Consider the following 16,075-nt stretch of genomic DNA (forward strand, 5'->3'; position numbering starts at 1 on the left):
AAGCCCGCCTGCGCCGATGGTACTGCGCTGCAATGCGGGAGAGTAGGTGGCTGCCTTTTTTAATTTCGCGTCCGTTCGGGATAACTTCCGTGCGGACGCTTTTTTATATATACAACCTATACCTATTGTCTGAATACGAGCGGTTTACATCGTGAACCACGGAGGTTGACACCGTGAAGCACGGAGGTTGACACGATGAAGTACGGAGGTTGACACGCTGAAGCACGGAGGTTGACACGCTGAACCACGGAGGTTGACGCGATGAAGTACGGAGGTTGACACGCTGAAGCACGGAGGTTGACGCGATGAACCATGAAAAATCCCTCATAAAACAATTTGTTTATGAGGGAACAATTATTGTATAATTATTGTATATCCGTGCTTACGGTTTGGCTATGCCGTCTTTCTGTGCCCGATCGCTCATGGTCTTGATTCTCTTGTCAAGGTCGGGATGTGACGAAAACATACGTTTCCATTTGCTATCTTTTTGGTATCCGGCATCAGATTCCAGCTTTTTAAGTCTCTCGAATGCCAGTGCCATAGCCCATGGGTTTTTGCCATTTTTCTTCAAGAAATCATATCCATAAGTATCGGCATTGCTTTCTTGCTTTTGTGAATAGGTAGCGTTAACGAGCGCTTCGCCCAGTTCGCCGAGCTGAGAGTCTGTAAGTGCCGCTGCTTGTCCGCTTGTTGAAGATACGCCATCTTTAAGTGCAGAGGTGAGCAATGCCGTGCGGAATGCCTTTTTAGAGTCTTTATGAGCCACATGACCGATTTCGTGACCGATAACACCTAACAGTTCTTCATCCGACATAACGTCCATCAACGATGAGAATACACGCACGCTACCGTCGGGACAAGCAAAGGCATTGACATCTATTACGTAGTAAACTTTGAAATTAAGCGGTATTCCTTCCACATCCGTCAGGCCTTTGGTCAGTTTGTTGAGCCTCGCCGTATATGGGCTTTTCGCGTCGCACACCTTGTTATGAGCATCCATCCAATTAATATACTCCTTTACATAGTTGGCCATATCTTCATCGGTGAGTGTCATTGCCTTTCCGGCCTTGATAGCCCCCGAAGCCGCTTTACCGATGTTGAACTGTGCCATTACCGGCATTCCACTCATGAAGCATATTGCGATGAGTGCCGTTTTGAAAGTTTTTGTTTTCATTGACTGTTATGTTTTAGTGATAAAATTAATCCATATAATATTTTTTGTAATCAAGGTGTTTAAGTGTGTCGGTGCTCGAAGCGAGGCGGTATGTTTGATACAAAAGTACAAAAAAATATAAAAACTTAAGTCGTTTTTATTGAAAAATATTTGTGAATATTCCAAATGGCATAGTCTGTCATAGTATATAGATGTACGCTGTAAGGCGAACAGACCATACCTTTATGCCCGTCGGATAATACTCCTACCGGCGTTATACGGTGCCCCTATATGTTGCATGCTCGGCAGTGTGGCCGGTTATTCGTTAAGGATAAAACAAAAAGGCTATAAATACTGTTTGTTTGGTAATGTCGCTTCTTTGTTGTAACTTTGCTTTTGATTTCAAATCTGATCGGATGCTCAACCGTATAAAGAGAATGTTTATTTGGCTTCGTCGATGCCGCCATTGTCGCGGGTTCGGCATTCAATCGCCATGGGCATATCGGTTTGTGAGGTATGTCGTCAATGAGCATTACCCTTATTACGCTTACGATGAGTTGAAAAAGACCTCTCCATTGACAGATAAAACACGGCTTAAACTCTATAGGCTCTACTTTCGTATAGCCAACTTCGCACAAGCCGAGCAATGGACGGTTTGTTTATCCGGACAAGAAGTCGTTACACGTTACATAAATGCCGGGTGTAAGAAAACAAGAGTAATAAACAACTTACACGGTAATGTAGCAGACAGTCTTAAAAACAGCACTATACTGCTGGTAGATTTAAGGAATGATCGGAAAGAGACGTACTTGCAGTTTATCGAACATGCCGGCCAGCATTCGATACTGATTATAAACGGCATCTATACAACGGCAGAATCGATACGGATATGGCGACGTATAGAACAGGACTATCGTACGGGTATCACTTTCGATTTATATTATTGCGGCATCGTGTTTTTCGATATGAAGAAACATAAACAGAATTATATCATCAATTTTTAACCTATTATACAATGAAAATCTATACTAAAAAGGGCGATAGAGGCGAGACGGTTTTGGCCGACGGAACACGTGTATCCAAATCGGATGTGCGGATAGACGCCTATGGTACGTTGGATGAGTTGAATACCCATATAGGTGTACTTGCGGGGCAAATGCCCCAATCCTTACGTGAAGATAAAGAATATCTCGGCAAGTTGCAGAACATGCTCTTCTCGTTGGGTGCCTATTTAGCATGTTGCAAGGACAGCGAACGCTATATTCCGACTGATGAAGACTTGCTGGATTTAGAGGCTTGTATAGACGGTATGCTATGCCTTTTGCCATCGTTGCGCGAGTTTATTCTGCCGAGCGGCACACCTGCTGCTTTGCAAGCGCATGTTTGTCGGACTGTTTGTCGCCGTTTTGAGCGCCGACTTGTCGATCTGTCATCGGTAGGCAGCTTGCACGCGAATGCCATCCGTTTCGCCAATCGGCTGTCGGATTACCTTTTTGTATTGGCAAGGAAATTAAACTTTATTGAAGGAGTGGATGAAAAAAAATGGCAGAAACCTTGCAAATAATATAAAAATGATTACTTTTGCACGCAAATCAAGTATAACATATAAAAATATAGGCTTATGTATTGGACATTAGAATTAGCTTCTAAACTCGAAGATGCGCCGTGGCCTGCAACGAAGGAAGAGCTTATCGATTACGCGATACGTTCGGGTGCACCGCTTGAAGTGTTAGAGAACTTGCAGGAGATAGAGGATGAAGGTGATGTCTACGACAGTATTGAAGATATTTGGCCCGACTATCCCACAAAAGAAGATTTCCTTTTCAACGAGGACGAATATTAGGCATGTTTGTCCATGTTGCGGAAAATAAGCAGCATGCAGGCAGCGGATATGACTTTACAAACCGGACATTTAAAGCGGCAGAAGCTTTGGGTGTCCGGCTTGTTTTTATACAGCTGGGAATAAAAAATGGGTGTATGTGCTTGATAGGAAACTTGTATATTTTTCTCATTTGTACGGAAAATATCGTTAAAATATATAAAATAACTTGATTGTGTTGAAAGAAAAGCTAACTTTGCAATTATAAATTAGACTGACACGGAAAAGAGATATTTTTAACGGCGATGATGAACAACCGATTGCTTTGTATGGGCAATTGAGAGTAAACCATGTTGCCATATTTTAAACCTAAACCAATAAATAAACATTAAAATGAAACACAATTTACTTTTAACAACTGGACTCTTCCTGTTTTTAAGTATCATGTCTGTGCAAGCAGCCCAAAGTATTCCTGCCGGCGAGGGCGAAGAACCCGACGCAAAGATGAGCATGGACCAGAAACGTGTGGATGTAGGGACCGATTTCTCTATCCACTTCACGAATGCGCCCGTGGGTGTAAACGCATGGATAGGTATCTATCCTTTCGGTAAAGGGCCGGAGAATTCCGCTTCTTATACGTATAAATATACCGAAGTTGCCAATGGTTCGGTTACTTTTAATATCGGTGAATCGAACGCATATACTGCGGTATTATTCAAAGACGGAGATGTTCATAACCCTTATCCCGACAGATTGTCTTTCTTTGTCGGCAGAGAAGGCTCGTTTTCTATAGATAAAACAACTTACGAAGAGGGCGAAGAGATTACGATAACCTATGCCGGATTGCCCGCTTTAGATAAAGACTGGTTCGGCATCTATACCGAAGGTAAGGATCCGAATGGTGCCGGTATTACTGCCGATAGGTGGAAATATGCCCCTGTAGGGGTTGCGGATGGAACGTTAAAGATGGCGACCGGTGAAGGTGATGATGCCGTATTACCCCCGGGAAACTACTTTATAACGTATATGATTCGCGATGAGCACTATGAACCGATGGCACGTCAACACTTTACAGTAACAACTCCGACATCCATCAAGCAGGTATCCGAAATCGATGAAATAACTTATGACGGAACTCACAAATGCCTTTTATTGGCAACCTCGCAAAGCGGTACCGTTAGCGTGTATACAGCCGACGGCAAGAAAATTGCAGATAAAACTCTGAAAAGTGGTAAGAATAGCGTGCCTCTGAATGCCGCATCTCACCGGCTCTTGATCGTGACATGGAAAGGTGATGATGGTAATACCATTATTCGCAAGGTGCAGTTATAAAGATATATGTACTGTTAGATGGGCATAAATATGTCATCTTGCATGTAAGAGAATTGCTCGTATCTTTTACGGATATAGGCAGTTCTCTTTTCTTTTTGGCATTATGTCGGGAATATACTCTTTGCCGTTTATACAATAAAATATAATATGATGCGTTATCAGTACGTGTTTAAACGTATTTTGATATTGTCATTCCTGTGTGTTTCCGTGGTTGGTGAGAGCATGGCACAGTACGATGTGTCGTTCAGCCATTATTTCGACATGGAACCTTCTTTCAATCCGGCATCGGTAGGCAAGCAGTCGAAGTTGAATATTACGGCGGCATATGCCCTCGATATGGCAGGTTTCGAACATAATCCGCAAACGATGTATGCAGCTGCAGATATGCCGTTTTACTTTTTTAATGCCTATCACGGGGCCGGATTGCAGTTCATGAATGATAAAATAGGTCTGTTTACCCATCAGAAGTTGGCTTTGCAATATGCTTATAAGCATCGGCTGTTTGGAGGAACTGTTGCTATCGGTGTGCAAGCGGGGCTGCTGAATGAGAGTTTTAACGGCTCCGGACTTGATTTGGGAGAGTCGAACGATCCGGCTTTTACAGCTTCCGAGCTCAACGGAAATGGTTTGGATATCGGTTTCGGGCTTTATTATATGCATGGTCCGTGGTATATGGGTGCTTCGGTGCAGCATGTAAATTCGCCGTTGATAGAACTGGGTGAGAGAAACGAATTGAAGATAGGTGCGACGTATTATTTAACAGGCGGATACAATATTAAGTTGAGAAATCCGTTTTTGACAATAAAGCCCTCGTTCTTGGTGCGTACCGATGGCGTAGCCTATCGTGCCGATATCAGCGGACGGCTTGTGTATGCGTATGAGAAGAAAATGATGTATGGGGGGGTAAGTTATAGTCCGACCAATTCTGTTACTTTCCTTGTAGGGGGAAATTTCCATGGGATTGTCGTAGGATATAGTTACGAATTATATACATCGGCAATTGCTCCGGGGAATGGAAGCCATGAACTTTGTGTGGGATATCTGATGGATATAAACCTTGTGAAAAAAGGAAAGAATAAACATAAAAGCGTTCGGATATTATGACGTGTCGTCAGTTTGATAGTGATAAAGGAAAAAAAGAATATATGAGAAAGAGTGTCATAGCCCTTGGTTTTTGTACGATATCTTTGGTTGTTACCGGATGTTTTGGCAGCAAGACTGCCTCTTCATCCGGTAGAGGCGGTGAAGTTGTCGGCGTAAGAGGTCGCTCGTTTGTTGAACCTACGCCTTATGGAATGACCAAAATAAACAGAGGTTACCTCCACATGGGACTTGAAAAACAAGATAGTTTGTGGGGAAAAAAGACGCCGGTTAAAGATATTTCCGTGGATGGCTTTTGGATGGATCAGACCGAGGTAACCAATTCACAATACAAACAGTTCGTTATGTGGGTTCGCGACAGTATACTTCGTACCCGCTTGGCCGATCCTTCTTTTGGCGGAGATGAGACTTATATGATTACCGAAGATAAGAATGGTGATCCCGTACCTCCTCATGTCAATTGGAAAAAACCGCTTCCCCGAAAACCCAATGAGGATGAACAGCGTGCCATCGAAAGCATGTACGTTACCAATCCCGTTACCGGAGAGAAGTCTCTTGACTATCGTCAGTTGAATTATCGTTATGAGGTTTACGATTATACCACGGCTGCATTGCGTCGCAATCGTATAAATCCACAGGAAAGAAATCTCAATACCGATATGACTGTAAATCCTGATGAGGTTGTTATGATCTCGAAAGATACGGCATATGTAGATGATGAAGGACGGATTGTCAGCGAAACGATCAACCGGCAATTAACCGGTCCGTGGGACTTTCTCAATACATATATCGTGAATGTGTATCCTGATACGACTTGTTGGGTGAACGATTTTCATAATTCGGAAAACGAGACTTATTTACGTAATTACTTCAGCAATCCGGCTTATAACGATTATCCTGTTGTGGGAGTTACATGGGAGCAGGCAAACGCTTTTTGTGCGTGGCGCACCGATTATCTATTGAAAGGACTTGGTGGGGAGGCACGCTATATTCAGCGTTACCGCTTGCCGACCGAGGCTGAATGGGAATATGCCGCCCGTGGAAAGGAAGGAACGGAGTTTCCATGGGAGAACAAAGATGTGATGAATGGCGATGGTTGCTTCTATGCCAACTTCAAACCCGATAAAGGGAACTATACTAAAGATGGAAATCTGATAACGAGCAAGGTCGGAATTTATTCTGCCAATACTAACGGACTTTATGATATGGCAGGCAATGTTGCCGAATGGACAAACACTATTTATACTGAAGCAGGAGTAGAAGCGATGAATGATCTTAACCCGGAACTTTCGTATAAGGCGGCTAAGGAAGATCCTTATCGGTTAAAAAAGAAGAGTGTTCGTGGCGGATCATGGAAGGATCCCGAGTCGTACATCCGCAGTGCATGGCGCACATGGGAATATCAAAATCAGCCTCGATCTTATATCGGTTTCAGATGCGTACGCAGTTTAGCGAATACAATAAGTGATAAACAGAAAAAAAGCAAGAAATAATGACTGAATATAGTAAATATAATATCGTCTATCGTCTGCAGAAGTGGATGGATAGTGTTCCCGGGCAAACATTCTTGAATTATGCCTATAGCTGGGGTGCTTCTATCGTTATTCTTGGAACGCTTTTTAAGCTAACCCATCTGCCCGGTGCCAATATTATGCTTTTTTGCGGTATGGGAACCGAGGTTTTGGTATTCTTCATCTCTGCATTCGACCGTCCTTTCGATAAAACAGCCGAAGGACGTGAGCTTCCTACACGTATAACAGAAGAATATCTTGAGACAGGACAAGTCGAGTATAAATACGGAAAGGACAAACAACAGGCTATACCGACAGCGATAGAAAGTGGAACGGTTGCTGTCGGAGGTAATCAGGTTGCCGCCGTAGAGCAAGCTGAATGGATTTCGCAACAGCAAAATGCATCGCCTGAAATGGCAGAAGCACAAAGTAATTATATAGAGGAATTGAAGAAACTTACGGAAACTCTTGGTAAAGTTAGTGAGCAAAGTGCTCGTCTTACGCGCGATAGTGAGGAGATGGAGAACCTCAATCGTACACTTACCGGTATCTGTAAGGTTTACGAGATGCAACTGAAAGGTGCCAGCCAGCAGATCGGTACCATCGATCAGATAAACGAGCAGAGCCGTCGAATGGCGCAACAAATCGAGCAACTCAATAAGATTTATACCCGTATGATCGAGGCCATGACCGTTAATATGAAGGCTACGACGGGTGTCGGTGAAGGATGATAAACGGATCGACGGCAACGATATTTAATGTAGCTCTTCGATGCAATAGGCATTCTTGAATAAAAATTATCGATTAGAAAGATGGCAATAAAGAAACGACCGGTATCTCCACGCCAAAAGATGATCAATCTGATGTACGTCGTCTTGATGGCAATGCTTGCGCTGAATATCTCTACAGAGGTGCTCAACGGGTTCTCCATCGTGGAAGAAAGCCTGAACCGTACCACAGAGAATTCATCTAAGGAGAACGAATCTTTATATGATGATTTCGCTTTGCAGATGAAAACGAACCCCGAAAAGGTGAAAGCATGGTTCGAAAAGGCTACATCTGTGAAGCAAATGAGCGACTCTCTTTATGATTTTGCGCAGCAATTAAAGGAGCAGATTGTAAGAGAAGCCGACGGTAAAGAGGGAAACGTCCGAGATATAGAGAACAAAGACAATCTCGAGGCAGCCGGTATTGTGATGCTGGCCCCCGCAACGGGGCAGGGCGGAAAGCTGTTTCGCGCAATCAACTCGTATAGGGAGCGCATTCTCAATATGGTTACAGACGAGCAACAACGCAAGATTATTGCCAGTAATCTAACCACCACCTTGCCCAAGAAGGCCCATACGCTGGGCAAGAATTGGCAGGAATACATGTTCGAGAATATGCCTGTGGCAGCTGCCGTTACTTTGTTGTCTAAGTTGCAGAGCGATGTACGCTATGCAGAAGGCGAAGTGCTGCACACGCTTGTTTCTAATATCGATGTTAAAGATATACGCGTCAACAAACTCAGTGCATTTGTTATTCCCGAATCTCGTACAGTCATCACTGGCGACCAGTTCTCCGCACAGATCGTTATGGCAGCTGTAGACACCACGCAACAACCGCAAATTTATGTCGGAGGTCGATTGATCGGTGGCGGAAGCTATAGGTTTACGGCCGGCGGAGTAGGAGAACATGAGTTTGGCGGTTATATCACCATGCGTAATGGTAACGGAGAAATCATTCGTCGTAACTTTACGCAAAAGTATTCCGTAGTAGCTCCGAGCGCTACAGTATCGGCCGACCTTATGAATGTGCTCTATGCAGGCTTCGAAAATCCCATTAGCATCAGCATACCCGGTGTGCCTTTGAATGCTGTATCGGCTATCATGACGGGTGGGGGGCTCCGTTCAATCGGCATGGGTAGATTTATAGCACGTCCGACTACTGTGGGTAGCGATGTTTCAATTACCGTTTCGGCCAATCAAAACGGGCGCGTACGCCAGATGGGAAGCTTTCCGTTCCACGTACGTAAACTGCCTGATCCGATTGCATACCTGCAATTAGGCACCGATCGCTTCAAAGGAGGCAGTTTGGCTAAGGCTTCGTTGATGGGAGTTTCCACTGTCAAAGCTGCTATAGACGACGGGTTGCTTGATATTCAATTCCGTGTAATAAGTTTCGAAACCACGTTTTTTGATAATATGGGTAATGCCGTGCCCATGGCTTCTGACGGTGCACAGTTCACAGAACGGCAGCGCGATGCTTTCCGCAAGCTCTCACGCAGTAAACGTTTCTACATTTCGCATGTAACGGCTGTAGGGCCCGACGGTATTACCCGTCGTTTGCCGACTGCTATGGAAGTAGTTGTAAAATAAATATACGATCCGGTCTTTTGTAATATACCCAATCTGGATTCGGAGAAGAGGCCGCGGTTAATAGAAATAAGATACAGAATAAGAATATAGATTATGAAGCAATTATTGTTGATATTGCTATTGGTTTGTTTCGTACAATCAGCCGATGCCCAGTCTGCACGGCGCAGAGCAGAGCAACAGGCGGCACGCAAATCGAATGCCGACAATATGTCTGTACGTGCACAACTGTCGTTTCCTACATCCGATAAGATGTCTGAAGACGTGGTATGGCGTAGGGATATCTATCGTGAAATCAATCTTACCGACGATGCCAATGCCGGACTTTACTATCCGGTAGAGCCTGTAGGTTCGCAAGTAAACCTGTTTACCTACATTTTCAAGCTCTTTATGACGGGCAATATCCGTGCTTATGAGTACCGGCTCGATGGTAATGAGAACTTTGAAGACTCCTCCGCGGTGAAACGCATGGCCTTTCTCGACAATTATCATATCTATTATGAGCGCACGAACGGGCAGGTTCATATCGATAATAGCGATATCCCTTCGCGCGAAGTCACTGCTTATTATGTGAAAGAAAGTGCTTATTACGATCAGTCTACGGCCACTTTTCATACCAAGGTGTTGGCGTTATGCCCTATAATGAAGCGTGAAGACGATTTCGGAGATGGCGCTACGCCCTATCCTTTGTTTTGGGTAAGGTATGATGATCTGGCACCTTTCCTTGCTAAACAGACCATTATGACGAGTAATCTTAACAATGCAGCCACTATGAGTGTAGACGATTACTTCACAAAAAATATGTATCGTGGTAAAATATATAAGACCACAAATATGTTGGGGCGCACTTTAGCGCAATATTGTACCACGGATTCTGCCATGACAAAGGAGCAGAAACGTATCGAAAAGGAGATATCGGACTTCGAAACGAACATGTGGGGCGACAAACTACGTAAGGATTCGCTCGACAGCATTGCCAAACTCGACAAGAAGAGTTTGAAAGCTGTCAAGGAAAACCGTCGTAGCAGCGGTATTGCACCGAAGACCGTACGCACCAATCGTCGCAGTTCCGGCAGTTCGTCTTCTTCCTCTTCCTCTCCGAGAGTAACCGTGCGTCGTGAACGTCATTGATCTGCTGCGGTTTCTCTCGCAGGATGTTTAATTATCGGATCGGTAACTTTTACCGGTCATATTATTTACAAAATTCAGAAATCAGTATGAAAAAGCTTTTCATTTTGGTATTGCTAACATTTGCAATGTGCTTTACCACAGAGTCTCAGGCTCAGGTAAAGTTCGGCTTGAAAGGTGGTCTTAATGTCACCGATATGTCGTTTAACAAGAGTGTTCTTGCAAGTTCCAACCGTGCAGGCTTCTATATAGGTCCTACGGTTCGGTTTTCTTTACCGCTTGTTGGCTTGGGTGTCGATGCTGCAGCTTTGTACGATCAGCGTCAGGCCAAGCTTGATGATGCGGAAACTGTAAAGCAACAGGCCATTAATATCCCTATCAATTTGCGTTACAGCGTAGGTTTAGGCGACCTTGCTTCGGTTTATTTCGCTGCAGGTCCGCAGTTTGGCTTCAATGTAGGTGATAAAGAATTCAAATGGACGAAGAAAGCAGACTATCAGAACACGTTCCAATTCAAGAATTCCAATTTCAGTATAAATCTTGGAGCGGGCGTTTCGTTGATCAAGCATCTCGAAGTAGGTTTCTCATACAATATTGCTTGCGGTAAAACAGCCGATGCCAATGTGTGGGAAACAGTAGGAACAGCCGTACAAAATAAGCTTAAAGGACGGTCAAATTCATGGCAGATCGGCTTAGCTTATTATTTCTAAGTCTTGTTTTCGGTGCAGACGCCATCGGTGTGGAAAGGTTATAAGACTTTTCCATGCCGATATAAGGCAGAATCTTTGCAGGTTCTGCCTTTTTCAGATGACAGCCTTTTTTGCACAATAGGCAGTTACTATATAGAATATTTGTGCTCCGTATCTTTTTTGCGATTTTTTTCTTTTCTCCATTTTTCGGTAAGATATTTTTGATATGGTTTAGGCGAAAGAGAGGTTTCTGTGCTGCCTGTCGCCGATAGACGGAACTTGTATTGCCGGTAGGCATGCGATTTATTATCGGTAGATATATAGCCTGTTCATGAAAGGACGGGCAGATTGCGCCCATAGGAAATATACTCCGTACCAATGCAGGCTTTGTAAAAAATATATCTGTTTTACGGGTACTTGTGTACTCTCGACCGTATGTTTCCGATGCCTAAGTAGTTTGACGCAGACTCATGCTTCGGCGAGCTTACATAGAATAGAGCTTTCGGTGGCACAGGCGGGCTTTCTCTTCGGCTTCGGCTGTGCTTTCTTCGGTGTCGTTTTCGAAGTATGTCGCGATTACGTCTGCCTTGTTGCCCCGCAAAACAGCTTTCCAGTTACCTGCAACCTTTCCTTTTTGCAGAATTACAGGGAAGAAAATGCCATTGTTCGTAAAAGCTTTACGGGCATGGTCGGGAGCAAGTACGTCGCCCCGATACTTATAAGAAATAATGTATTCGTCGTAGGAAGGCAGGAAAATGGTATGCTGTGGCATTCTTACTTTCGTGTTGCATGTCTCGTGTATCAGATAAACTCGATTGCCGAAAGTTGCTTTGTGCAGCTCGTTTGCAATGAATTCCACCGCTAAGCGGGCCTCTTTGAGCGACAATCCCGACCACCAACAGAAATCATCCGTTGTAGCTGGCGCGTGACTTCTGAAGTAATTGCGTGCCAACATGGCAAGGGCTTCTTCTTTTGAGGGCAGAGGCGCTGGCGCTACGCGCTCGTCTAAGAGCATGTAGGTGTGTTCTTTGCCCGTGTTGTGCCCGCTGCATATCAGCGCTTCGTTTTCGGCGTTTTCCAAGAAGCGGGTAAGAAAAACATTCTCGGTGTTGATGCCTGTTCCTGCAAGTCGGTCGGCGATTTGTCGTTTGGTCAGGCTCCTGCCGCCTGTGAGCATATCGTGCAACTGCAGATTAAACTCGTCGTACATGCGTTCGGTGATACCGATACCGTGTGTTTTTACTAAAGATGCGTAGGCCGCCTTGAGCCTGTCGTGCGACAAGGCGAGCATCCAACGAACGTCGTCCGGTGCCACATAATGCCATGTGGGGCGCATTACATGCGTGCGAAGCACACGTCCTTGGTCGATTGCCTGCTCTACCTGCTGCAGGTTTCCGCCGCGTATTCTCATGGCGAGGGCAAGTTTTGCCATCGACGGTTGTTGCGCCTGCATGGCTCCCATCCACTTTACAACGCTTTGCGCATCGGTAAATATGGGCTTTGCCAGTTGTTGACAGTGCAGACGGATTGCAGGGATATTCATTGTGTAGCGGCTTTTTCTAATACCAAGTTTTAATGTTCATATAGTGTGCGGCGAACTCCTCGGCCTGATGCTCGCGTACTTTTTTGATGAATTTTGCGGGTATTCCGCCCCATATCTCGCATGGAGGTATCTCCGTTCCCTGCGTGACGACGGCGCCGGCCGCCACGATTGCTCCCGCTCCGATTACCGAACGATCGAGCACTACGGCCCCCATACCGATGAGCGCCCCGCGGTGTATGGTGCATCCGTGTACGGTGGCATTGTGACCTATCGACACTTCGTCTTCGATATTTACCGGTATTCCGTGCGATTGATGTATGCAGGCGCCGTCTTGCACGTTCACCTTATTGCCCATGCGTATGCCGGCCACGTCGGCTCTGAGCACAGCATTGAACCACACCGAGCAATCGTTACCCATCGTAATATCGCCCACAATCGCCGCATTCTCTGCGAAATAACAATCTTTACCCCATTGCGGGGCCTTTCCATTCACACTTTTTATAATTGCCATATACCTGTTTTATGGTCGCAAAGTTAGGTAAAATCGCCGTAAAATCGGACAGCCTGTGAGAGAAAACCCACTTTAATGTTCCGAACAGACCGTTTTTTGATACAATTTAGTATATTTGTACGAGTAAGTAGTTCGTATGATAAGAATAAGATTAAGGCATATAATATGACTGTTTGTAAAAAGATATTGGTTGTTCCGTTGTTATTATTATCGAATGTTTACGGGCACCCCGACGGCTGTTTATGTTTTGAACGACACGCATAGCCTGTCGTTCGACATGCGCAGAACGAAGACAGAAACGGAAGAACATATCGAGGCGTATGCAAAAATATCTGTGAATAACTTGCCCGTAGACTCGCTTCTATGCTATGAGCATTATAACAATGCCGATACGCTGTCGTACTATGAACAGTTGTATTATATCAGTATTCCTCTGCTAAAAGTCTGCACTGTGCGGATAACTTACGATGAAGATAGTGCTGAGGCTGATAGCATAAACGAGTTTTCTGTAGATTTGAAATCCGATTGTTTTAAGAAATGTGTCGGAAAGGCGGCAAATTCATGATCAGTACTTCTTTTTCCCGCTTTCTGTAAGGATAATCGGTAAAAAGTATGTACATTTGCAATGTTAAAATCAAACTGTACTGATCATGAAATTTTTAAGACTGTTTTTTTCAGCCATGTTGGCGGTATGTCTGGGCGCGAAGGCCCATGCGCAGCACCCCGCCTTAATTCCTGTTCCCAACGAAGTGCATTGGGCAGACGGCTATGTAACGATTACGGACAAGACGACCATTGGGTATAGCGATGCCAAGTTGAAGGCTGCAGCAGAATATCTGAAACAAATGCTGGACAGAGCCACGGGATATAATCTGCATGTGAAGAAAGGGAAGGGTGCCATTCTGCTATCGTTAACGAGGACAGACGCCAATCCGGGCTATTACAAATTGAATGCAAACAGCGGACAGATACGTATTGCGGGAGGCTCGTATCAAGGTGTTATCAATGGTATTTCTACGTTGCGCCAGTTGCTTCCTGCCGATATAGAGCAGAAGAAAGTCGTAGCGGGACAGGTTTGGAGAGTGCCCTGCGTGGCGATTACCGATAAGCCGCGTTTCGAATGGCGCGGACTTGAGCTCGATGTGTCGCGCCATTTCTTCTCGAAGGCAGAGATCAAAGAGTTCTTGGATGTAATGGCTCTCTACAAGATGAATAAGTTTCATTGGCACCTGACGGACGACCAAGGGTGGCGAGTCGAGATAAAAAAGTATCCTTTGCTTACGCAGAACGGTGCATGGCGTACTCTTAACGGGCAGGATGATATATGTCTTGACCGTGCTAAACGGGAGGATAATCCAGACTTCAACTTGCCCGAAGACAAGATGAAGATGAAAGACGGCAAGAAAGTGTATGGCGGATACTACACTCAAGACGATATCAGAGAGGTGGTAGCCTATGCGGCTCAGCGCGGTATAGATGTCGTTCCGGAGGTTGATATGCCCGGACATTCGGCATGTGCCATTAGCAATTACGACGGTCTTTCGTGCTTCAAAGAAACCAAATGGCGTTCTTTTTCTTCGCCGATGTGCCCGGGGAAAGATCGCATGTTGGAATTCTGTAAAGACGTTTATCGCGAGATATTCAGCCTGTTCCCGTATAAGTACGTGCATATAGGCGGCGATGAAGTGGATATGACCGACTGGAAAACATGCCCCGATTGCCAGAAACGCATGCGTGAGAATAACCTGAAAAGCGAGCCGGAATTACAGGCTTGGTTCAATAAATATATGGAACGTTTTTTCCATGAGAACGGCAAACAGATGATAGGCTGGGACGAAATTCTCGATGGAGGGATTTCTCCCGAAGCTACAGTTATGTGGTGGCGCAGTTGGGCACCCAATGTGTTGGGACGAAGTTTGGCAAATGGAAACAAAGTAATATGCACTCCGAACACACAGTTCTATCTCGATTATAACGAAGATGGCAACAGTATCGGTAAAATATATGATTTCAGAACTATTCCCGGTGTAGAGAATGCACAGCAAGAAGCAATGGTTATGGGCGTTCAGGGGAATATCTGGGCCGAGTTTATCCCGTCGAGAGAACGCATGTTTTTTATGGCTTATCCGCGTGCCGTGGCTATTGCAGAGCTGGGTTGGAGCAATGTAAAAGACATGAACCTCGGTGATTTCAATAAAAGGCTGATTGTACATTTGAAACGTTTGCAGAAACTGAATATACCGTATCATACGCCCGTGCTGCAAGGATTTAACGATGTAAACGTGTTTGTAGATAAAGCAAAGGTGAATGTTAGTTGTTCCGATCCCGATGCTGTGATAAGATATACTACGGATGGTAGCTTCCCGAACGGGCAATCGCCTATGTATAAGGCTGGTATGACTGTGGACAGTACGACGAATTTCATCTTCCGAACGTTCGATCATGCCGGTCGTCGCGGTGAAATGTTCAGAGTTCAGTACCTGCAGGAAGATTATGTACCGGCAGTACAGGTGCCTGCCAAGCTCAACGGTTTGTCTGCAGCATGGCACGATTATGCCGGAGAAAGCTGCCGAGAAATAGACAAGTCGCCCCTCAAGGGTAACTATGTGGCGAAAGGTGTTGTAATACCTGAAGGGGTAAAAGGTAACATCGGATTGATTTTAACGGGCTATATCGACGTGCCGGAAGATGATATTTATACTTTCAGACTGTTGTCTGACGATGGCAGCCTGCTGTATTTGGATGGAAAACTGATGCTCGATAACGACGGCGGGCATGCTCCCATAGAGAAGAATACGCAGCATGCTATGTGCAAAGGCATGCACAAAATCATGGTAAAATACTTCGATCACAACGGTGGGGTGTTGAAAATGACGGTTTTGGACTCTAAGGGTAACCCGCTCGATACACAGAATTTGTACTGGCATTAATATA

General features: G+C 45.0%; 15 protein-coding genes. 12 read left to right on the forward strand and 3 right to left on the reverse strand.

Annotated elements, in window-relative coordinates; genetic code table 11:
- Positions 1-382: 382 nt before the first annotated feature.
- Positions 383-1,174, reverse strand: a complete 792-nt coding sequence (locus HMPREF0663_RS06185; protein ID WP_004369464.1) for a M48 family metallopeptidase — start codon at positions 1,172-1,174, stop codon at positions 383-385.
- Between the two features lie 416 nt (positions 1,175-1,590).
- Between HMPREF0663_RS06185 and HMPREF0663_RS06190 the strand changes: the two genes are divergently transcribed.
- The 10 genes from HMPREF0663_RS06190 (at position 1,591) to HMPREF0663_RS06240 (ending at position 11,108) form a co-directional block, all read left to right on the forward strand.
- On the forward strand, positions 1,591-2,157 hold the full coding sequence (locus HMPREF0663_RS06190) for a hypothetical protein (protein ID WP_143150404.1): 567 nt from the start codon (positions 1,591-1,593) through the stop codon (positions 2,155-2,157).
- A gap of 11 nt (positions 2,158-2,168) precedes the next feature.
- A complete protein-coding gene (locus HMPREF0663_RS06195; protein ID WP_004369469.1) occupies positions 2,169-2,717 on the forward strand; it encodes a cob(I)yrinic acid a,c-diamide adenosyltransferase in 549 nt (182 codons plus the stop codon).
- Between the two features lie 57 nt (positions 2,718-2,774).
- Complete coding sequence (locus tag HMPREF0663_RS06200; RefSeq protein WP_004369470.1) at positions 2,775-2,996, forward strand: DUF2795 domain-containing protein; 222 nt, start codon at positions 2,775-2,777, stop codon at positions 2,994-2,996.
- Between the two features lie 369 nt (positions 2,997-3,365).
- Entirely contained in the window at positions 3,366-4,304 is a 939-nt protein-coding gene (locus HMPREF0663_RS06210; protein ID WP_004369472.1) for a hypothetical protein, read from the forward strand.
- Between the two features lie 150 nt (positions 4,305-4,454).
- Positions 4,455-5,408, forward strand: coding sequence for a PorP/SprF family type IX secretion system membrane protein (locus HMPREF0663_RS06215; protein WP_016665330.1), 954 nt, complete (start codon positions 4,455-4,457; stop codon positions 5,406-5,408).
- A gap of 41 nt (positions 5,409-5,449) precedes the next feature.
- Positions 5,450-6,898 (forward strand): T9SS ring complex lipoprotein PorK/GldK, encoded by a 1,449-nt coding sequence (porK, locus tag HMPREF0663_RS06220; RefSeq protein ID WP_187115887.1) that lies wholly within the window; start codon positions 5,450-5,452, stop codon positions 6,896-6,898.
- Complete coding sequence (porL, locus tag HMPREF0663_RS06225) at positions 6,898-7,647, forward strand: type IX secretion system motor protein PorL/GldL (protein ID WP_004369475.1); 750 nt, start codon at positions 6,898-6,900, stop codon at positions 7,645-7,647. The genes porK and porL overlap by 1 nt, the downstream gene beginning before the upstream one ends.
- Positions 7,648-7,728: 81 nt before the next feature.
- Entirely contained in the window at positions 7,729-9,273 is a 1,545-nt protein-coding gene (gene porM, locus HMPREF0663_RS06230; RefSeq protein ID WP_004369476.1) for a type IX secretion system motor protein PorM/GldM, read from the forward strand.
- A gap of 93 nt (positions 9,274-9,366) precedes the next feature.
- Positions 9,367-10,401 (forward strand): type IX secretion system ring subunit PorN/GldN, encoded by a 1,035-nt coding sequence (porN, locus tag HMPREF0663_RS06235; protein ID WP_004369477.1) that lies wholly within the window; start codon positions 9,367-9,369, stop codon positions 10,399-10,401.
- 86 nt (positions 10,402-10,487) lie between these two features.
- Positions 10,488-11,108 carry a porin family protein gene (locus HMPREF0663_RS06240; RefSeq protein WP_016665329.1) on the forward strand — a complete coding sequence of 207 codons (621 nt, stop codon included), beginning with the start codon at positions 10,488-10,490 and terminating at the stop codon, positions 11,106-11,108.
- Between the two features lie 463 nt (positions 11,109-11,571).
- Here HMPREF0663_RS06240 and HMPREF0663_RS06245 read toward each other — a convergent pair whose 3' ends face one another.
- Positions 11,572-12,630, reverse strand: coding sequence for a winged helix DNA-binding domain-containing protein (locus HMPREF0663_RS06245; protein WP_004369480.1), 1,059 nt, complete (start codon positions 12,628-12,630; stop codon positions 11,572-11,574).
- Between the two features lie 16 nt (positions 12,631-12,646).
- Entirely contained in the window at positions 12,647-13,141 is a 495-nt protein-coding gene (locus tag HMPREF0663_RS06250) for a gamma carbonic anhydrase family protein (RefSeq protein ID WP_004369481.1), read from the reverse strand.
- A 214-nt stretch (positions 13,142-13,355) separates the two neighbouring features.
- On the opposite strand from HMPREF0663_RS06250, the gene HMPREF0663_RS06255 reads away from it, so the two are divergent.
- Complete coding sequence (locus HMPREF0663_RS06255) at positions 13,356-13,706, forward strand: hypothetical protein (protein ID WP_004369482.1); 351 nt, start codon at positions 13,356-13,358, stop codon at positions 13,704-13,706.
- A gap of 85 nt (positions 13,707-13,791) precedes the next feature.
- Complete coding sequence (locus HMPREF0663_RS06260; RefSeq protein WP_004369483.1) at positions 13,792-16,071, forward strand: family 20 glycosylhydrolase; 2,280 nt, start codon at positions 13,792-13,794, stop codon at positions 16,069-16,071.
- Positions 16,072-16,075: the final 4 nt, after the last annotated feature.

The organism is Hoylesella oralis ATCC 33269, from assembly GCF_000185145.2.
GTDB classification, from domain to species: domain Bacteria; phylum Bacteroidota; class Bacteroidia; order Bacteroidales; family Bacteroidaceae; genus Prevotella; species Prevotella phocaeensis.